The sequence below is a fragment of the Kangiella aquimarina DSM 16071 genome, assembly GCF_000374105.1.
GTDB lineage: Bacteria > Pseudomonadota > Gammaproteobacteria > Enterobacterales > Kangiellaceae > Kangiella > Kangiella aquimarina.
Genome location: NZ_KB893650.1, coordinates 1,856,940 through 1,877,915 on the forward strand (window position 1 = coordinate 1,856,940; position 20,976 = coordinate 1,877,915).

The window sequence follows — 20,976 nt, forward strand, 5'->3', positions numbered from 1 at the left end:
TATCTCCTAAAGATTATCGAGAAACGTCTGGTCAAGAACTTCTACGCCTAGCTCTTGCGCCTTTTTCAATTTACTACCAGCACTTGCACCGGCTATTAACGCTGTGGTTTTACTGGAAACGGAGCCTGAGACCTTTGCTCCCAACTCTTCAAGTTTTGATTTTGCTTCGCTTCTACTGATGCCTTCTAGAGTACCCGTAATGACATAAGTCTTGCCCTTGAGTGGTAAGTCATCATCAGATTTCTTTTCTATATCAGGCCAGTTGACACCTAACTGCTTCAATTCATTGATTTGCTCAATGTTTTCTTCATTATCAAAAAAGGCTCGAATGTGGTGCGCGACAATTGGTCCCACATCTGGCACTGACTCAAGCTCTGCCTGACTGGCTGCAATGATTCCATCCAGCGAACAAAAGTGATTAGCGATATTCTTTGCAGTCACCTCGCCAACTTCACGAATACCCAGTGAGTATAAAAACTTTGGCAAAGTGGTACTTTTACTGAGCTCTAAAGCGTTAATAAGATTCTCCGCGGACTTCTCACCCATACGATCAAGAGCAGCAATATCACTGGCCTTTAATCGATAGAGGTCGCTGATTGTGTTAATCATCTCCTTCTCAGCAAAAATCTCTACCAGCTTATCACCGAGGCCATCAATATCCATGGCCTTGCGTGATGCAAAATGCTTGATGGATTCATTACGTTGCGCGGAACAAATTAAGCCACCAGTACATCGAATAACCGCTTCGCCTTCGGTTCTTTCAACTGGCGAGTCGCAGACGGGACAATTGGTGGGTGTTAAAATTTCTTCGGCATCAGATGGTCGCTTTTCAAGAATAACGCTAACAACTTGAGGAATGACATCACCAGCGCGGCGAATAATAACTGTGTCACCAATACGAGCATCAAGTCGTGCAATTTCATCCATGTTATGTAACGTAGCGTTACTAACGGTGACGCCACCCACAGAAACAGGCTCAAGCCTAGCAACGGGCGTTAATGCGCCAGTACGTCCAACCTGAAAATCGACACCGAGCAACTGGGTCATTTCTTCCTGAGCAGGAAACTTATGAGCAATGGCCCAACGAGGAGCCCGAGCTACAAAACCAAGTTCTTCCTGAAGTTCAATAGAATTAACCTTATTGACGACTCCATCAATTTCGTATGCCAATTTATCTCGTTTCTGCAATATCGACTGATGGTAATCCTGACAACCGTCGGCGCCCTTGACGACTTTGACCTCTTCACTAACAGGTAAACCCAAATTTTTAATCTGTTGCAACCGACCGTAATGAGAATCTTCTAATTCATAATCATCAGAGACAAGGCCCATTGAGTAGGCATAAAATGATAGCTTTCGTTTAGCCGTAATTGATGGATCTAATTGACGCAGACTGCCTGCAGCTGCATTGCGGGGATTAGCGAAGGTTTTACCGCCCTGCTCCCTAGCTTGATCATTTAGCGCTTCGAATACCGACTTTGGCATAAATACTTCGCCACGAATTTCAATCCTCTCAGGGATATGCTCACCACGTAACTTCAACGGAATAGCTTGTATGGTTCTGACGTTTAACGTGATATTTTCGCCGGTTGTGCCATCGCCGCGTGTTGCGCCTCTGACCAACTGCCCATTCTCATACAATAAGCTTACGGCCAGACCATCCAGCTTAGGTTCGCAGACATACTCAATGTCGGCGGATGACTTTAAACGGTCTTTAATCCGCTTGTCGAAACTCACCAGCTCTTCATCAGTCATAGCATTATCAAGAGACAACATGGGTAACTCATGAGTCACTTCCTCAAAGCCATTATCTGGCTTTGCGCCGACCCGCTGGGTTGGTGAGTCAGTTGAAACCAGTTCTGGATGCTCTGTTTCTATTTGCTGTAACTCACGAAGCAATCGATCATATTCGGCATCTGGAACTGTTGGATGATCAAGAACGTAATATTGGTAATTATAATTATCGAGTGTAGCGCGTAACTCTGCTACGCGCTTTTCAATTTCAGACTTGTTGTGACTCATGACTCTCGTCTATGTTGGAATTGGTTGGATTAATGTTTATTGAGCAGCTGTCGACGTTCAAACTCGCTGATTTGTTCTTTGTGGTGGGTTTCAATCTGACGACTAAAATTACTTCGACTTCCATCAAGAATACGTCCGCCCAATTGTTGCGTAATAGCTTGCGCGGTTTTAACCATCAATTCATAAGCTTGCATAGGCTTTTTAGGTCCTGGCAGTGTCATAAACAATGCCAGCCCTTTTGAATGCAAATTATCGATGTCATCTAAATCAAAAATGCCAGGTTCAAATGCATTGGCTAGACTGAACTGAACCGCACCACGACCATTTGCCTGGGCATGACGATGGAAAATATCCATATCACCATGTCGCATACCTTGCTCAACAAGAGTTTGCACCAATTCCGGACCGTGATAAGGCTTCTCCTGTGGCGCAACCACGTACAGTGAGAAAATCAGGTCTGGTTCAACTTCGACCGCAGGTTTTTCTTCTTCTACGTCTTCAAAAAGTGATGTTTGCTTTGGTTGCTCTGGCTTAGACTCAACTTTTGGTTCGGACTTAACAGTTTCTTTAGCGGCTTCACGCTTGAAGTGCTCGCTGGTGAATTCAAACAATGCATCATCAAGAACGGGAATATTGTCTTCATCTATAATGGGATCTTTATGTTCGTTCACATCATTCGATAAAACCCTACTCTGCTCATTGTCAGAGGTCATAGGTTTTGTGGCCTGAGTTTGCGCAATATCTTCTGAACCAACAGGTTGAGACATTTGCTCCTCAACATCATGGGCAGCAATCGTAGAAGTCGTTGCATTATTTGAGCTAGCTTCCTGACTATGAGCAGTAGTTGAATCTGACTTTTTGCCGACGACTCTGACTTCACCAATACCATCGGGATCAAAACCCGTCTTATCGCGCTGCTGCTCCAATCGCTGTTCATAAAGCTCACGCTCTACTTTTTCTCGCCTGACTTTACTTCGTCGTTTTGCATCAAAGTAAATAAAGCCAATAATAATTAAGCCTACGATTATCAGTAACAAAGTGAACTGCAAGTCCATCACTTCACCTTTTCATTCATTATATTAATTGTTAAGAAGCGGCTAATGCAGCTGCTTCGTCTACGTCCACTGAAACCACGCGAGAAACGCCTGGTTCACTCATAGTAACACCTAATAGATTGTGTGCCATTTCCATTGCAATCTTATTGTGTGTAATTGCAATGAACTGAACCTGATCGCTCATCTCTTTCACCAGATTGGCATAGCGACCAACGTTGGCATCATCCAGCGGTGCATCAACCTCATCCAGCATACAGAAAGGTGCCGGATTCAATCGGAAAATAGAGAACACCAATGAAATTGCGGTCAATGCCTTCTCTCCACCAGACAATAGATGAATGGTTGAGTTTCGCTTGCCTGGTGGACGAGCCATCACTGCAACACCTGTATCAAGCAGGTTTTCACCCGTTAACTCAAGATAGGCATGACCGCCGCCAAATACTTTTGGGAATAGTTCCTGCACACCCTTATTCACTTTATCGAATGTCTCTTTAAAGCGGGTACGGGTTTCGTGATCAATTTTACGAATAGCACTTTCTAAGGTTTCGAGTGCTTCGATAAGATCTTCATGTTGTGCGTCAAGGTAGGTTTTGCGTTCTTCAGCGGCTTTAAACTCTTCGATAGCAGCTAAGTTAATCGCACCCAGACGCTGAATCTTCCCGGTAATTTCTTCGATCTGATTCAGCCATTGCTGTTCATTAGCTTCTTCTGGCAACTCTTCTAAAATGGTTTCAACATTAGCTTTGGCATCGGCAAGAATTTCTGACTGAGTATTCTGGCGAGTTTTTGCTTCCTGCCAGTCCATGCGCAATTTTTCCAGACGAGAACGAACGCCCTGAGCTTGTTGCTCCGACTCGTGTCGCTGGCGCTCCAGCTTGCGCATTTTGTCATCAATCTCTGACAACTTATTTCGTGCCTGTTTGAGTTCTTCTTCCACCAGCAAGCGCTTCTCTAACGCCTGCTCAAGCTCAATTTGATAATCTTCAGTAGGATCCTGTTCAGAACTCAGTCGGTTCTCAAGCTCTACTTTGCGCGACGTCAACTCACCTATTTGTGAATTAACCCGCTCAAATCCAGCACGAGTTGAATTGACTTCTGCTTTAACGGCACTGACTCGAATCGCTAATTGATGCTGTTCGTCCTTAACTTGACGTGCCTGCTGTCTTTTGGCTTCTAATTGAGCACGCTTCTCTTCACGCTCTGCAGTCATCTTTTCGCGGCGTTCATTATCGTCAGCCATACTGTCAACCATCAGCTCAATCTGCTGACGGCTTTTCGCTAGCAACTCTTCGTCGTCCTGAAGCTGCTGCATCACGTCGCGCTGTTCTTTCTGTAATCGCTCAAGACGATTTTTAGCCTGCTCAAGTTTTGCCTGCTGTGAGCCCACTTTTGCACGAAGCTCGCTATATGTTCTACTGGCTTGAGCGAGTTGTGACTGCTTCGATTGCCACAACTGTTCCTGTTCGGATAACTGTTCAGCGAGACGCTCTTTGGTTTGTTCGTGCTCAGCAAGCACAGCTTCCTGTTGCTCAATCTTTTCAATCAGCTCATTAAGTTCGGCTTCACGTTCAAGAATACCAGCGCCCTGTTCCGACTGCTTTGCAACTCTTAGCCAACTTTTACCTAACCATAATCCATCTTGAGTAATCACCGACTCATCATCTGCAAGCTGAGCACGAATACTCATCGCCTGCTCTAACGAGTTAGCAACTTTAACCTTGCTTAACTGACCTGCAAGAGCATCTGCACCTTTGATTTTACTGTGTAAGGTATCGGGGTAACTGCCAGCAGATGAACTATCAGAAATTAAAATCAACTTACCGCTGGCAAGCTCCGCCAGTGAGCTTGCAAATTCGTAGCTATCGTTTACAACAACGGCTTCAAGATTTTCACCCAATACTGTTTCGGCAGCTAACTCCCAGCCAGAATCAACGGAGATATTTTGGGCAAGGCGAGACTTTGCATCCAGACCCTGTTGCTTTAACCAGTTAACAGACTCTTCGCTTTGACCTCCAAGGGCAGCACTTTGCAATGCTTCCAAAGAAATCTTGCGAGACTCAAGGCCACGCAGATCTTTTCGTGAAATTTCGAGCTTTTGATTATGCTCACGCTGTTGCTGACGAATCTGATTGATTTGCTCAACCGCATTAGAGACTTCTTCTTCTAGACGTTCTGACTGTTCTTCAGCCAGGCTTAATTCTTTAGCTATCTCAACCAGATCATTTTCCATCGGACTGGATTCTTGCTGATTGATTTCAGCGCGGATATCTTCAAGACGTTTGGTATAGCGTGCAATATGTGACTCAAGATGCTGTATGCGAGTTTTTTCCACTTCGGTTTTCTGCGCATTGGCGTGAGCCTGCTGGTTGAAGACATCCCAGTCCTGTTGCCACAGGCGCATATCTTCTTCCATATCCTGTAGCTGTTGTTGCTGCTCTTCAACCTGTTCTGTTTTCAATTCCAGATCTGGTTCAGATTGCAACAACTCAGTCATTAATTCTTCAAGTTTAGATTCATCGAATCGCAACTGCTCGCGAAGCTTATCTAATGAACTTTGTACCTGCGCCTTATCTTCCAGTAATTGAGATTTTTGCTGGCGGGCATGCTCGATGGCCTGCTCCAAACGAGCAATGTCTGCACCTATACCATAGAAGCGCCCCTGCACTTCACTATGTGCATCTGTTAATTCAATGTGCAGCTCGCGTGACTTTTCGATTTCACTGTCGGCGTGACGTTGATCGGCAATTTTGGCTTCAACTTCCGTTTCCATTTTCTGGATCGCATCATCCAGAGCTTCTATTTTAGTGTTGAAGGTCTGCCAACGAATTGCCGCTAACTGAGCTTTCAGTTCACGCTCTTCAGCTTTGTATTCTTTATATCGTTCGGCTGAGGTGGCCTGACGCTTAAGGTGAGAGAGCTGTTTACCTAGCTCTTCTCGTAAATCGGTTAATCGGTCTAAATTATCACGGGTGTGTCGAATGCGATTTTCAGTTTCTTTACGACGTTCTTTATACTTTGAGATACCAGCGGCTTCTTCGAGAAAAATTCGTAATTCATGCGGTTTAGATTCGATCAGGCGAGAGATCATGCCCTGCTCGATAATCGCATAACTGCGTGGGCCAAGACCGGTTCCCAGGAAAATATCGGTGATATCTTTGCGTCGACAGCGAGTACCGTTCAAGAAATAGCTTGATTGAGCTTCGCGGTTAACCATACGCTTAACTGAAATTTCGTTATAGTTGGCAAACTCGCCCTGTACCGTTCCGTCAGAATTGTCAAAAACCAGCTCAATACTGGCCTGGCCGACTGGTTTACGCCCCGTTGAGCCATTAAAAATGACGTCGGTCATTGCATCACCACGAAGGTTTTTTGCAGATGACTCGCCCATTACCCAACGTACCGCATCAATAAGATTCGACTTACCACAACCATTAGGCCCGACAATGGCGGTCAGGTTGCTCGGCAAGGATACCGTGGTTGGATCTACGAATGATTTAAAACCTGCTAATTTAATTTGTTTTAATCGCATCTATGTTATTCGTCTATTTTTTAGTCAAAAGCCAACCCAACATTCTGAACGAACTGGCAATATTATTAATTGTATGAAAGGCCCTGTTACATTTGCAGGGTTATAATCTAAAGCGTTTAAGTGTAAATTATTTTCATCCAATAAGCACATAGTAAACGTAAAAAAATCCACATGGCTCAAAACACTTTTCATGGCGCGCATTATCTCGCCGACGGTTTCCGCATGTTAACCCAAAAAGGCATCAAACGGTATGTCTTGATTCCTTTAGTAATTAATTTAATTTTACTATCTATTGCGTTGATTTTATTGGTTTCTCAGGTTTCCAGCTGGTCACAATGGGTTGAGCAGACCATATCCAGCTGGGGAGCCTGGGAATGGCTTGGAACAGCTCTGGCCTGGCTTATGTGGCCGGTAGTCATTCTGGGTGGCATTCTATTCGTTTTCTTCTTCTTTGCGATGCTCGCAAACTGGATTGCAGCTCCTTTCAATGGACTGCTTGCCGAGGCTGTTGAAAACAAGCTGCATGCCGCAGCAGGCTATGATGAAAAAGTACTCCCAGATCAAGGGTTCTGGGCATTAGTTAAGGATATTCCAAGACTGTTCGGACGTGAATGGACCAAACTTAAGTACTACATTCCCAGAGCATTAATCTGCCTTCTGATCTTTTTTATCCCACTGATTGGTGCGCTGGCCTTCCCTATTTTATGGTTCATTTTTAACGCCTGGATGATGTCAGTTCAGTATGTGGATTATCCGATGGATAACCATAAGGTTCCGTTTCAGGAGATGCTCAAGGCTTTACAGCAGAGACGTGGTGGTACATTTGGTTTTGGCGCCATGGTGATGCTGATGACGATGATTCCATTCATCAACTTGCTGGTTATGCCAGCTGCAGTCTGTGGAGCAACGAAAATGTGGTATGAGCATTACAGAAAAGACATGCTGGGAAGCCAGACAGTAAAACAAAATCAATAAAAAAACGCGCCACGAAAGTGGCGCGTTTGCGGGTTAAGTGGCTAGGAGACGCCACTTGGGGGTTAAGAGACAGATTATTGAGGTTGTGTCTCAATCAGTAAGCATGCAGTAGCTCCCACAAAACTACCTTGACCATCATCAGTTTTGATGAAGATACTCAAGCTGTCAAAGTCGCTCAGTACTCCAGCAGCTATGCCACTACATACGGTTCTATCCTCTGTTGGATCGCTTGGTACTAAGTCACAGCTACCTAGCGGTTGTCCAAATTGAGTAGGACCATCATGGTATACCCAAGCTTTACCAGAACGTGCGGTGTTACCCTGAGCAGCTTTTACTACGAACTGCTGAACAATTGCACCTTCAAGGAAAGGTACGACTACCCCTACTTCAACGTGATGTCCGCCCTGTTGGCCTAACCCCATGTATTTACCTTGCGAACCAATAGTTTGATCGGTTGCGAAGCATAGTAGGTTCGAACCACCACCAGCTGGGCCTGTTTCACCCTGTGGACCTTGAGGACCCATTGGGCCTGTGGCACCTGTATCACCCGTATCACCTTTTTCACCCTGTGGACCTTGGGGACCCATTGGGCCTGATGGACCTTGCGGGCCTGTGGCACCAGTTTCACCCTGAGGACCTGCTGGGCCTTGTGGACCAGTGGCTCCGGTATCGCCTGTGTCACCTTTTGGACCTTGTGGGCCTGTTGCACCAGTTTCACCCTGAGGACCTGCTGGACCTTGTGGGCCTGTTGCACCAGTTTCACCCTGAGGACCTGCTGGGCCTTGTGGGCCAGTGGCTCCGGTATCGCCTGTGTCACCTTTTGGACCTTGTGGGCCTGTTGCACCAGTTTCACCCTGAGGACCTGCTGGACCTTGTGGGCCTGTTGCACCAGTTTCACCCTGAGGACCTGCTGGGCCTTGTGGGCCTGTTGCACCAGTTTCACCCTGAGGACCTGCTGGACCTTGTGGACCAGTAGCACCAGTTTCACCCTGAGGACCTGCTGGACCTTGTGGACCAGTGGCACCAGTTTCACCCTGAGGACCTGCTGGACCTTGTGGGCCTGTTGCACCAGTTTCACCCTGAGGACCTGCTGGACCTTGTGGACCAGTGGCACCAGTATCACCTGTGTCGCCTTTAGGACCTTGTGGGCCTGTTGCTCCAGTTTCACCCTGAGGACCTGCTGGACCTTGTGGGCCTGTTGCTCCAGTTTCACCCTGAGGACCTGCTGGACCGGTGTCACCCTGAGGACCTGCTGGACCGGTGTCACCCTGAGGACCTGCTGGACCGGTATCACCCTGAGGACCTGCTGGACCAGTTTCACCTTGAGGACCTGCTGGACCAGTTTCACCTTGAGGGCCTGCTGGACCAGTTTCACCTTGAGGACCTGCTGGACCGGTATCACCTTGAGGACCTGCTGGGCCAGTTTCACCTTGAGGACCTGCTGGACCGGTATCACCTTGAGGACCTGCTGGGCCTGTATCACCAGGATCGCCTTTTTCACCCTGAGGACCTGCTGGGCCGACACCACCCAAAGTTAAATCATAAAGATCTATTTGCTGGCTGGGGCCACCGGCCTCACCAACAAAGTCAACCAATACAAAACTACCAAATACATCACCTATAAATAAGGGCTGAGAGCATGAAGTATGCAATCCAATCGACTGGCTTAAACCGCCTTCGCTAAAATTAACATTCAGTTCATTCCCCCACTTATTTCCTGCAGCAGTGAAGACAACATCTTCACCAGGATAAATCATGGTTGGATAACTCCATTTTTCAGAGTCTCTTCCTGAGACACTGACAGAAGTCGCACCAATTGCACCAGTCATATCTCCTGAGCAGGTACCGCCCTGGGCGTTATAACCGTTACAGTCTGATGGGATGTAATTGAATGTAAGCGAGCTTGGTTTTTCACCACAGACATCAATCCCACCTTCGACAACTATCTTTAAGAGATAATCACCAGATGGAACCGCTGGTGAGCCGTTATTGACATAAGGTAAGTCCACTACCAGACATTGAAAATCGGTCGGGTCAAGGGGTGGAGCAGGATTAAATGCCATAGCATCACATGCTGACTGATCTGCACTGATAACCAGTGGACTAGCATGGGTACCAAAATACACCTGTGGGTCATCAAAGCCAGTTCCCCAAATTACCAAATTGCTTGGAGCTTCATAGGGATAAGGTTGCACCTCATGAATTTTCGGTGCGGCAAAAGTTAGTTGAGCTGACACTAGTAACCCTAGACCCACTAAGGGTGTACTTAATGCCTTAAGATTAGTGTTCATGAATTTTCCCTCCATTGAACATCCATTGTTAAATAACCTCCCAAAACCCGACTGATTGTGATGCAAGCGCGCATCAATCAGTAGTTTTAAGAACTCAGTGGACCCAAAGTTAATAAAGCGTCTTTGTTTACCAAGAATTGAATTACTTGAAAGTATTAAAGGCGTTGTTACAAATTTAGGACTCTGAAATGAAATATATTTGGAACAGACAAAGCTGTCGAATGTCCGAAATTGATACATTTCAAAGTGATTAAGAAGCTACTAATGTTAAAAAACCTGACCCTTATAAACGATTCTTTACAGTGCTCATTTAGGCTGTATGTTTGATGCCTCTTTAATCCGCACTACAATGCAAATACGCATTAAGATCTTGTTTTTATGCTTATTTTTGGGAACGGTTACAATCCCAGAAAAGGATTATTGCTATCAAAGGAAGTAGTCAGGAATGGATCTGATGGTTTGATATTGTCGGATATCAATACAGTGAAATAGATCAAATTTTGAGAATTAACCCAGCAAATTTTACATTTAGTTTTTAACCCCGCACAGAAAACCTTTTAGAGTGTAATTAGGAGCATGAAAGCTGAGGGTTAAGAATCTGTGCATTTAAGGATCAGCTCCTATACAATCTCGATATTGGAATAAAGATACTAATACTTTGAAAAACATACTCGTTGTAGACGACAGTAAATTTTTCTGCGCATTGATCGAAAAGAAAATCACAGAAAGCCTGGATTACCAGGTTATGTCTGTTGGTACCTATGCGAGTGCAGAAGCTTTACTGGATGTCCTGGATATTGAACAGATTGATGCCTGCCTGGTAGATTTTCGGTTGCCAGATGCTCCTGAAGGTGAAATTGTTCAGCTCTTGGCCAAAAAGCGCATCCCTACCATTGTGTTAATCAGCGACATCACCGCCGAAATTCGTAACTATATCTGGAAGTTCAGAATCGTTGACTATGTTATCAAGAGTGATAACTACGTTACTGAATACATCATAGAAACGCTACAACGACTGCAAATCAACCCGAGCATCAAGATTGCTCTCGCTGATGACTCAAAAACCAGTCTAAGGATTATGAGCACTCTGCTCAGTGTGCACAAATACCAAACATTACAATTTAACGACCCTCTGGTACTGATCGAACATCTAAAGCAACATAGAGACATTAAGCTGGTGATTACCGATTACGACATGCCAGCAATGAATGGCTATGACCTCACAAAAAACATTCGCCGTTTATACAGTAAACAGGAACTGGCTATTATTGGCATGTCAGCTCGTGACGATGTATTAATGTCAGCCAACTTCCTAAAGTATGGCGCCGATGACTTCATCATTAAACAGTCATTTTTAGCTGAGGAATTTTATTTGCGGGTTGCTGTAAATACCAGCCGCGTTATTGAATACGAAAAATTGACAACAGCAGCGACCAAAGATTATCTCACTGGGCTCAATAACCGACGCCACTTCTATGAGCTGGTTGAAGTCATGCACAGTTCTGCTTTCCGTCATTCAACACCTGTTGCCTGCGCTCTGGTCGATATTGATCACTTCAAACAAGTGAACGATACCTACGGTCACCAGGTTGGTGATGCCGTGTTAACCAAGATTGCGCAGATTTTACAAAGCTCAGTCCGCAAGTCAGATGTTGTAGCCCGTTTCGGTGGTGAAGAGTTTTGTATGTATATGGTTGGTATTAACCGCGAAAACTCAGAAATATTCTTCGATAAGCTTTTAAAGCGTATTGAAGGAACGGTCATCGATGTGGATGGTCTAGAAATTAGTGTAACGGTCAGTATCGGTGTCAATATCAATCATCACCATGTTTTGGATAGCATGATAGAAATTGCTGATAAGTGTCTATACGATGCTAAGGAAACCGGTCGAAATAAAGTGGTCATTACTCCAGAGGAGCCCGGCAAATCCTGATCCGAAACTAGCTACAACGAGTCATTAACCCTAATAATAGATTTTCTCCAGCTCATCGAGCTGCTTCTGTAAGCGCTTGGCAGAGATCGGAAAACGAGTCTTTTGGCCTTGAGCAAAAAGTGAAATTCTAAACTCCTCCAACATCCAGTTAAATTCATCCACTTCAAAAGCAGGAATGGCTTTATCCTGTGCTAGGCTTTCGCGCACATCCACCCAATCCGAGATGGCAATCAAAGACTCAGCTTCTTTTAGCGGATTTAACTTAGCTCTTTCTATTCTCTTTTCAACCGCGGAGAGATAACGTTTAAAATCTTTTATTTTTTCCGCACCAAACCTGAAACAAAAGCCCGGCTGGAATAAGTAATCACACTGACCAATGATATCTTTTCGAGTACTGGCTAGAGATTTACCCATACCTTTTGCTTCTGCTAATACCGTCGCTCTCAATTGAAGCACCTGAACCAGATCATCCAGCATTGCAGTAGCAGCCGGTACCAGTTCCTTTTCTGCTTTCTGAGAAAGCGTTTGGTACTCACTCTTTTTATATGGAACATCACTCTCGACTAAGGCTCGTAAACAGGCCATGGCTGCGTCATCAATAAGCTCGTCCACGCTTCCTAAAGTACTAACTGACAGAGTTAACTTCTGCTTGTTGTGATATTTCTTTTTCATGTAGCCAAGCAGTGAGGCTTTTTCCAGCGCCAGTAATCGGCAGACACCACGAACATGTACATTTTGCGCCTGCTTTTTATTAACGACCGCAATAGATCGAACCTTATCACCACAGTCTTCGAGCGCATAAGTAACTGGAATTTTGGTGCCAGCCTCTTCCACCATGCCATCTTTAACAAAATCATCCGGCCAGCTGGTATAGGTTTGTGGTTTACTGTTCTTCTTTTTACTAACACTAATCTTGGCTTTCTTAATATCCTGCGATTGCTCAAGACTGCGACCGCTTTTAAGAGTTTTGCCTTTATCATCGACAATTTCGAAGCGCATTAAATAATGCTCAGGCAAGCTCAGCTCCTGCCAGGCTTCTTTGGGGAGAATTACCCCTGTCATTTTGAATAAGTGTCGACTGATAATATCAATTAAACTGCCCTGCTGCTCTAGGACCTGTTCATAACAGGCCTGTGCAAACTGAGGAATTGGTACAAAGTTTTTACGGAAGCGTTTTGGCAAAGAGCGCAGCATGAACTCAATTTTTTCTTCCAAAAGTCCTGGTACTAACCGTTCAAAATCAGAGTCTTTGAATTGCTGGCTAAGAGATAGTGGTATTTTAACCGTAACACCATCTGTAGGATGTCCAGGCTCAAAGTGATAACTTAAAGGCAACTCAATGTAATTAACCGTTAGCGTTTCAGGGTATAAATTAGCATCCTGCTCTTCTGCCTTGAATAAAACATCTTTATTCAAGGAGAGCAGTTGATTGTTCTGTTGTTTATTTTTCTTTAGCCACTGATTGAGTTGTTTTACATTACAGATACTCTCAGGCAATCGCTTGTCAAACCATGCAATTAAATCACGCTCATCAGCGCGCATATCTGCCTGTCTGGCCTTAGCGACTTCCTGTTCCACTTCATGCCACAGCTGCTCATTCTTCTGTTGAAAGTCATGTCGAACATCAAGCTCTCTTCTAACAAGCCCATGCAGAATAAAAAGCTCACGACACAGTTCAGGCTCTACTGCCGAATAATCGACGGTTCGATTTGAAACAATCTTCAGCCCCAACAATGTCTGCTGCAATGATGCAACCACAGCACCACGCTTTTTCTCCCAATGCGCATCAAAATAATGGCTTTTGATCAGGTGGCCACCGATTCTTTCAATCCAGGGCGTTTCAATCATAGCCGTCAATCGTGCATAGTTCTGGGTAGTCTCAACAATTTCAAATGCCATAACCCATGGCGGCTGCTTCTTAAAGTTTGCCGATTGTGGGTGAATCATAAATCGTGTCTGTCGCGTGCCAAGATAACCCTTCTCAATATCCTTTTGTCCAATAAAACTCAATAAGCCGGTCAATAAAATCGAATGCAGCTTGGCATAATAGACTTTGTCATCAGGATTGATGGGCTCTGCCTGCTTTTGAGTTTGATGATGTTCTGACTTAACTAAAGTCTTAAGCTGACGATAAGTACTTCGCCATTCTCTATAGGCATTGAAATTAATTAACTCTTCCTGGCAATAACGGCGGAATGCATTGTTCGACAAGTCTTCCTGCTGCTGATGCAGATGATCCCATAAATTAATAATCGCGATAAAATCAGATTGAGGATGCCTGTACTTAGCATGCTTCTGCTGAGCCAGTTCCCTCTTTTCAAAAGGCCACTCTCGAGGATCTTTAACCGACAGAAAAGCAGCAAGAATTAAAGCTTCACGGATGCAGGACTCATCCTGGGCAGCCAGAAGTATACGGGCCAGTCTTGGCTCAATAGGCAAGCGAGCCATTTTACGACCAATGGCAGTCAGTTGTTTCTTGGCATCTACAGCCTGCAATTCAGATAATAAATTTAAGCCGTCACTAATTTGCTTTGGTGCTGGCTCGTCAATAAAGGGGAAGGCCTCTATATCACCAAGCCCCAACTGCTTCATCTGCAAAATAACTGCAGCCAGATTGGTACGCAGGATTTCTGCATCGGTAAATTCAGGGCGGTTTAAAAAGTCTTCTTCCTCATACAGGCGAATACAAACACCCTCTGCGACACGACCACATCGACCTTTGCGTTGATTAGCGCTGGCCTGCGAGATTTTCTCAATTGGCAAGCGCTGAATCTTATTGCGCACCGAGTAACGACTGATTCGAGCAAAGCCAGGATCGATAACAAACCGTATTCCAGGCACAGTAACCGAAGTTTCAGCCACGTTAGTCGAAAGAATAATTCGCCGTTTGCCACCAGACGGATGGAAAATCTTTTCCTGCTCGCGCATAGACAACCGCGCATAGAGCGGCAACACTTCGCAGCCTTGAAAACGTTCTTTGCGCAGGAACTTTGCCGTTTCACGAATCTCAGCTTCGCCTGACAGGAATATCAATATATCACCTGGGGCATAATTGATGAGTTCATCAACTGCATGTCCTATACGCTCAACTTGCGGGCTGGGATTTTCCTCATCATCAGGTCGGTACCAGACGTCAACCGGATAAGTACGACCGCTAATCTCCAGTATTGGAGCAGGTTTGCCATCAAGTTCGAAATGTCTGGCAAAGCGCTCAACATCAATGGTTGCCGAGGTGATGATTACTTTTAAATCAGGACGCTTGGGTAAAATATTTTTGATATACCCAAGCAAAAAATCGATATTAAGACTGCGCTCATGGGCTTCATCAATGATCAAAGTGTCATACTGTCTCAGCAATGGATCATGAGTTATCTCATTCAATAAAATCCCGTCAGTCATGACACGAACAGGGGTAACTGGATTCGACTGATCATTAAATCGAATGCTGTAACCAACAACCTCGCCCAGATCGGTTTTTAATTCTTCTGCTATGCGACGCGCAACGCTGGTCGCTGCAACTCGTCGTGGTTGAGTGTGGCCAATTTTGCCATAAACCCCTAAGCCCAGTTGCAGGCATATTTTGGGTAGTTGAGTAGTTTTACCGGAACCTGTTTCGCCCGCAATAACCACAACCTGATTTTCTTCAACGGCCTTTCGAACATCGTCCCTGGCCTGACAAACCGGCAGCGCCAGATCGTACTCAATGTCTTTAGGAATGATTTGTTTACGCTGCTCAACAATTCGCATCGAATCGGTTAATAGCTGTTGAGCTTTATTGATCAGCTTGCTAACTGGCTGGTTATTTTTTTGCCGTTTGGTGATAACTGACTTCAGCTTTGACAGCTCAAACTGATCCACTAGCTGGCAGTCTGCAAGCTGTTCAGCAATCAGTTTCTGAATGGGGGGACTGTTGTTGTGAGAATTCTTATTATTTTCGATGCCAGGTTTAGTTGAAGCTTCTTTGCTGGAATCGTTAGGAGTTTTTGACATAAACGGCAATAAACACTCAGTCAATTGTTGATGGACTAAACAAACAGGCTCCTGCCAGTAGCTGGTTATATCCAGCACCAACAGGAGCTTGATTAAACGATTGAGCTATTGTCGCTTAAATTAAAGACTATGACAATTTCCAGAAATCGTGCGGAGCTCTAACTTCGCCCAAATATTGTGCCACTGGCTTATAGAAGTCTTTATCTTCCCAATAGCCCGTATGACAGGCAGGGTTCCATGAAGTCGCAGCGCTACCAACGTTAATTTCGATATCTTCATCAACTGCCTGATTGTAATCTTCACTAACGTTCTTCAATGGATAAGCAACGACATCATCTTTATCGTAGAAATTTAGCCACTTAACGCGATCTTTCAATCCATCTTCTAGTGCCTTACCAACTTTTGGCATTGGGCCATGGAAGTCATCATGATGTGCAGAGTAAACTCCAAGTGGACTGGCGAAAGTGATAATACCGGCTAAGGTCTGGAAACTCTCAAATGGACTTAAATCTGCGCCGTTATTAGCAAGGTCATGGATATAGTCAGACATGATGACTGAACCAAAAGAATGGGCCATTAATACCATCGGGGTTGAATCTGTATCAACATGACGATGAGTCGCAAACTTAGCCAGGCTTTCCTTAATTCGGCCATGAATCGCTTCATAAAGACCGCTACCACTGCCTTTGCGATAACTTAAACCCAGGCGCATAAAATCAACGAACATGTTACGAACACCCTGATAGGTCAGTTCGTTACGGTAATCTAACTGCTTAAGTAGCTCACCATGCTCATCTTTAACCAAATCGCCCCAATAGATTTCGTGGAACAACAGGTCATCTTCCATACGGTTCTCAGGGTCACCCTTCAGGTACTCCTGAACAATTCGATGTTTTAGCTCAACAGAGAAAAATTCCTTCTCAGATCCGATGCCGTGAATAATAGCTACAGCTAAACGCTTCATTTCCCGCTCCTCAATTTATCTTTATATTTTGTTCACGCCTATATTGTTACAACTGGTCTTTGAGTTCAAGCAGTTACAAACTTTGAAACAAAAAAATCACTCTAGCAAAACTGGTACGATGTGTTATTCTAGGGTGATAAGTTTCCCACAAATCTTTCTTGATAGATTCTCTTAAAAGGTAGGTTATTCCATGAATTTGCTTATCCTCACAATCGTTCTACTAGCAGCTCTAGGTATCACGCTATACCACCGATTGAGCCTGCTGGTATCAACTTTGACGCTGGCTGCTATTTTAGTTCTCTATAGCCTTCAAGTGTCTATTCCTTACGTTCATTGGGTGATATTTCTAGCAATCGCTATCCCTTTGAACTTAAAACCAGTTCGTAAAATCATTTCCAGTAAGTTACTCAAGGTCTTTAAAGGCATCATGCCTACTATTTCCGACACCGAGCAGGAAGCGCTTGACGCTGGTACTGTCTGGTGGGAAGCGGAAGTTTTTGGCGGCAAGCCCGACTGGAAGCGCCTGCATAAGGTTCCGCCAGCAAAGCTTACTGAAGAGGAGCAAGCCTATCTTGATGGGCCAGTTGAAGAGCTCTGTAAGATGATTGATGACTGGACTATCTCGGAATATGACCGCGATATGCCGCCTAAAATGTGGGAGTACATTAAGAAAAACGGCTTCTTCAGTTTTATCATCCCGAAAGAATATGGTGGCCTTGGCTTTTCTTCTTATGCTCAGTCACAGGTACTAACCAAGATTAACTCCTGTAGCGCCACCGTTGGCAGTATCGTATCAGTGCCAAACTCGCTAGGTCCTGCTGAATTACTTCTACACTATGGTACTGAAGAACAGAAGAAACATTATCTACCTCGCCTGGCCAGTGGCGAAGAAGTGCCCTGCTTTGCATTGACATCCGTTGAAGCAGGCTCTGACGCCGGCGGCATTCCTGATAAAGGCATCATCTGTAAAGGTGAATGGAATGGCGAAGAGGTACTGGGCATGCGTTTGACCTGGAACAAGCGATATATCACGCTTGCACCAGTAGCCACCCTACTAGGCCTGGCCTTCAAGCTTTATGACCCAGACGGCTTATTAGGCGACGAGGAAGATCTCGGCATCACCTGCGCCCTTATCCCAACAGATACCCCTGGGGTGAACTTTGGTCGACGCCACCACCCTATCAGCACTCCATTCCAGAATGGTCCAACAACCGGTAAAGATGTTTTCGTTCCGCTGGATTATATTATCGGCGGCGCAAAGAATGCCGGCATTGGCTGGCGCATGTTGGTTGACTGTCTTTCTGCAGGTCGTGCTATCTCATTACCATCAGGTGCAACCGGCGGTTCGAAAGCAGTTGCCTATACCACTGGTGCTTATGCTCGCATCCGTAAGCAGTTCAAAGTCCCTGTGGGCTATATGGAAGGCGTTATGGAAGCATTGGCCAGAATCGCAGGTAAAACTTACCTGATCGATGCTGTGCGTACCTTTACTGCTGCAGGTATTGATACCGGTGAAAAACCATCGGTAGCTTCTGCCATCGTCAAATACCACACCACCAATATGTCGCGTGAAATTGCTACTGACGGTATGGATGTCCATGGCGGCAAAGCAATCATTATGGGTCCTAAGAACTATATGGCTAAGGCTTATCAGAGCGCTCCAATTTCCATTACGGTTGAAGGCGCTAACATCCTGACTCGTAGTTTGATCATTTATGGCCAAGGCTCGATTCGCTGCCATCCATATGTTTTAAAAGAAATTGCAGCAACGCAAAATCCAGACACAAAACAGGCAGTTAAAGACTTCGATAAAGCGTTATTTGGTCACTTGGGCTTTGCAGCAAGTAACAAGATTCGTACCTTCTGGTTAGGTTTAACCAGCAGTCGCCTGGTGTTTAAACCAAAATCTGATTTTACCGGTCGTTACTATCAACACTTAACTCGCTTCTCGAGCACCTTAGCGTTTCTATCAGACGTTACCATGGGCGTGCTAGGTGGCGAGCTGAAGCGCCGCGAAATGATCTCAGGCCGTCTTGGTGACATGTTGAGTTATATGTACATCGCTTCTTCTGTGCTCAAGTTCTATGAGGATAAAGGCCGCCCAGAGCACGATCGTGACATCGTTAAGTGGGCACTGGATTTCTGTATGTATCAAACTCAAATGGCCGCTGATGGAGTTCTTCGCAACTTCCCTATCGGATGGTTGGGCAAGGCACTAAGGTTAGTCGTCTTCCCGCTGGGTATGCCAGTTTCAGCACCTTCTGATAAATTGCAGCGTAAAGTGGCTCGTCAATTACAAGAGCCAGGCGCAATGCGTGAAGAACTCACCCACGGTATGTTTAAGACTGCTGCTGAGTTCAACAATGCTGCTGAAGTTGATCGTGCTTTACGTCTTCAGCTGAAGATTGAACCACTGGTCAAAAAGGTAGCCAGTACTCTGGGTGTCAAACCTGATAATCACGAAGTGGTCATCTACGCCGAGCAAGCTAAAAATGACGGAATCATCACTGAAGATGAATACGACCTGATCATTGAAGCTGAAAAAGCTCGCCTTGATATCGTAAACGTTGATGACTTTTCACCAGAAGAAATGGTGCATGAAAAAGGTTAATCCGTAATACCCCTTGTAACAAGCAACACCCCTCAAAAGGCGTCCAATAGGACGCCTTTTTTTTTACATCAATATCCTAGCTAGGGGCAGGCCAATGTGCTTGCTCTTAAATTTATAGGATGTATAAAAGATTCGGGCGAGCACAAAGGCCCCCTACCGCTCTTGTACGAACAAGAGTCTGAGCCACTGGGTACTCATCAGTTGTCCATACCCTAGAAAACTACCAACCCACATTTGCATTAAACCGCAAAAAAGGCCACACTGAACGCGCAAAAATTTTTGAGGGCACCTTTATATGAAGTTTATTGTCAGTTTATTACTAGCAGGATTTTCGCTATCAGTTTATGCGCAGGACGCCCAACAGATTATCGCCGAAAAGGCCGATGCCATTGAGCCAAAAGTAATCGAATGGCGTCGTCACCTCCACCAGAATCCAGAACTCAGTAATCGCGAGTTCGAAACCAGCAAATACATTGAAAAACATTTACGTGAGCTTGGCCTTGAAATAGAAACAGAAGTAGCTCATACCGGTATTGTTGCTGTACTCAAAGGTGGCAAGCCTGGTCCAGTTGTAGCATTACGCGCTGATATGGATGCTCTACCAATCAAAGAGCGCAATGACTTACCTTTCAAGTCTACCGCAATCGGTGAATATCTCGGAAAAGAAGTGCCGGTCATGCACGCCTGTGGTCATGATACCCACGTAGCCATGTTAATGGGCGTTGCTGAAATTTTGACCAGCATGAAAGACGAGCTACCGGGTACGATTAAATTTTTCTTCCAACCTGCTGAAGAAGGCTCTCCTCCTGGTGAAGAAGGCGGTGCCGAACTGATGGTCAAAGAAGGTGCTCTGAAAAGCCCTGACGTAGATGTGGTCTTTGGCTTGCATATCTGGGCTGGCATTAATGTTGGTGAGATTGGTATTAAGTCCGAAGGTTTGATGGCTAGTGTTGATGACTTTAAGATCACTATCAAAGGTAAAGGCGCACACGGTTCAACGCCATGGCTTTCGGTTGATCCAGTTGTCACCTCTGCGCAAATTGTAAACAGTTTGCAGACTATCGTCAGTCGCAGTATGCCACTGACTCAACAAGCATCAGTGGTCAGTGTCGGTGCGATTCATGGTGGTGTTCGTTCAAACATTATTCCAGAAGAAGTGGAAATGCTTGGTACCATTCGTGCATTAGATGAAGACGATCGCAAAAACATTGCCAAACAGGTAAAAGAAAAAGCTGAATTGATCGCAAAGAGTATGGGCGCCACAGCTGTCGTTGAACTTCCCTACTCTAGCTCACTTCCAGTAACCTACAACGATCCGGAACTAACAGCTAAAATGATGCCAACGCTTGAAAACGTTATTGGTAAAGACAATATTCATATCGTTAACCCAGTAACTGGTGCGGAAGATTTTTCAATCTTCGCAAACGAAGTTCCTGGCATGTTCTTCTTCCTTGGTGGCAAGCCAGTAGACAAGCCGCTTTCTGAAGTAGCGCCTCACCACACTGCAGATTTCTACGTGGATGAAGCTGGTATGAAAACCGGTGTTAAAGCGTTATCACAACTAGCAATTGATTATTTGAATAGTCATTCAGAGTAATGATTCAAT

Annotated in this window: 10 protein-coding genes; 4 read left to right on the plus strand and 6 right to left on the minus strand. The window is 45.0% G+C overall.

Annotation, left to right across the window (positions count from 1 at the left end; translation table 11 throughout):
• Positions 1-6: 6 nt before the first annotated feature.
• Genes ligA through smc form a run of 3 tightly spaced genes read right to left on the minus strand, consistent with a single transcriptional unit; the run spans position 7 to position 6,606 of the window.
• A complete protein-coding gene (ligA, locus tag B158_RS0108870) occupies positions 7-2,022 on the minus strand; it encodes an NAD-dependent DNA ligase LigA (protein WP_018625020.1) in 2,016 nt (671 codons plus the stop codon).
• A gap of 29 nt (positions 2,023-2,051) precedes the next feature.
• A complete protein-coding gene (zipA, locus tag B158_RS0108875; RefSeq protein WP_018625021.1) occupies positions 2,052-3,077 on the minus strand; it encodes a cell division protein ZipA in 1,026 nt (341 codons plus the stop codon).
• Positions 3,078-3,108: 31 nt separating this feature from the next.
• Positions 3,109-6,606, minus strand: a complete 3,498-nt coding sequence (smc, locus tag B158_RS0108880; protein WP_018625022.1) for a chromosome segregation protein SMC — start codon at positions 6,604-6,606, stop codon at positions 3,109-3,111.
• 171 nt (positions 6,607-6,777) lie between these two features.
• Here smc and cysZ point away from each other — a divergent pair, with 171 nt between their 5' ends.
• Positions 6,778-7,581 (plus strand): sulfate transporter CysZ, encoded by an 804-nt coding sequence (gene cysZ / locus B158_RS0108885; protein WP_018625023.1) that lies wholly within the window; start codon positions 6,778-6,780, stop codon positions 7,579-7,581.
• 74 nt (positions 7,582-7,655) lie between these two features.
• Here the strand turns inward: cysZ and B158_RS13650 are convergent, their stop codons facing one another.
• Positions 7,656-9,872, minus strand: a complete 2,217-nt coding sequence (locus B158_RS13650; protein WP_018625024.1) for a collagen-like protein — start codon at positions 9,870-9,872, stop codon at positions 7,656-7,658.
• A 658-nt stretch (positions 9,873-10,530) separates the two neighbouring features.
• On the opposite strand from B158_RS13650, the gene B158_RS0108895 reads away from it, so the two are divergent.
• Positions 10,531-11,805: a GGDEF domain-containing response regulator gene (locus B158_RS0108895; protein WP_018625025.1), complete on the plus strand. Its 1,275-nt coding sequence runs from the start codon at positions 10,531-10,533 to the stop codon at positions 11,803-11,805.
• A gap of 30 nt (positions 11,806-11,835) precedes the next feature.
• Here the strand turns inward: B158_RS0108895 and hrpA are convergent, their stop codons facing one another.
• The gene (gene hrpA / locus B158_RS0108900) at positions 11,836-15,795 is read right to left on the minus strand and encodes an ATP-dependent RNA helicase HrpA (protein ID WP_156823061.1); all 3,960 of its coding nucleotides are present in this window, start codon (positions 15,793-15,795) and stop codon (positions 11,836-11,838) included.
• 127 nt (positions 15,796-15,922) lie between these two features.
• The gene (locus B158_RS0108905; protein ID WP_018625027.1) at positions 15,923-16,759 is read right to left on the minus strand and encodes a hypothetical protein; all 837 of its coding nucleotides are present in this window, start codon (positions 16,757-16,759) and stop codon (positions 15,923-15,925) included.
• A gap of 190 nt (positions 16,760-16,949) precedes the next feature.
• Between B158_RS0108905 and B158_RS0108910 the strand changes: the two genes are divergently transcribed.
• Positions 16,950-19,370 (plus strand): acyl-CoA dehydrogenase, encoded by a 2,421-nt coding sequence (locus B158_RS0108910; protein ID WP_018625028.1) that lies wholly within the window; start codon positions 16,950-16,952, stop codon positions 19,368-19,370.
• Positions 19,371-19,665: 295 nt separating this feature from the next.
• Positions 19,666-20,967: an amidohydrolase gene (locus B158_RS0108915; RefSeq protein WP_018625029.1), complete on the plus strand. Its 1,302-nt coding sequence runs from the start codon at positions 19,666-19,668 to the stop codon at positions 20,965-20,967.
• The last annotated feature ends 9 nt before the right edge of the window (positions 20,968-20,976 follow it).

Coding starts and splice junctions, on each gene's coding strand:
- ligA (WP_018625020.1), bottom strand. CDS start 2,022: ATGAGTCACAACAAGTCTGAAATTGAAAAGCGCGTAGCAGAGTTACGC.
- zipA (WP_018625021.1), bottom strand. CDS start 3,077: ATGGACTTGCAGTTCACTTTGTTACTGATAATCGTAGGCTTAATTATT.
- smc (WP_018625022.1), bottom strand. CDS start 6,606: ATGCGATTAAAACAAATTAAATTAGCAGGTTTTAAATCATTCGTAGAT.
- cysZ (WP_018625023.1), top strand. CDS start 6,778: ATGGCTCAAAACACTTTTCATGGCGCGCATTATCTCGCCGACGGTTTC.
- B158_RS13650 (WP_018625024.1), bottom strand. CDS start 9,872: ATGAACACTAATCTTAAGGCATTAAGTACACCCTTAGTGGGTCTAGGG.
- hrpA (WP_156823061.1), bottom strand. CDS start 15,795: ATGTCAAAAACTCCTAACGATTCCAGCAAAGAAGCTTCAACTAAACCT.
- B158_RS0108905 (WP_018625027.1), bottom strand. CDS start 16,759: ATGAAGCGTTTAGCTGTAGCTATTATTCACGGCATCGGATCTGAGAAG.
- B158_RS0108910 (WP_018625028.1), top strand. CDS start 16,950: ATGAATTTGCTTATCCTCACAATCGTTCTACTAGCAGCTCTAGGTATC.
- B158_RS0108915 (WP_018625029.1), top strand. CDS start 19,666: ATGAAGTTTATTGTCAGTTTATTACTAGCAGGATTTTCGCTATCAGTT.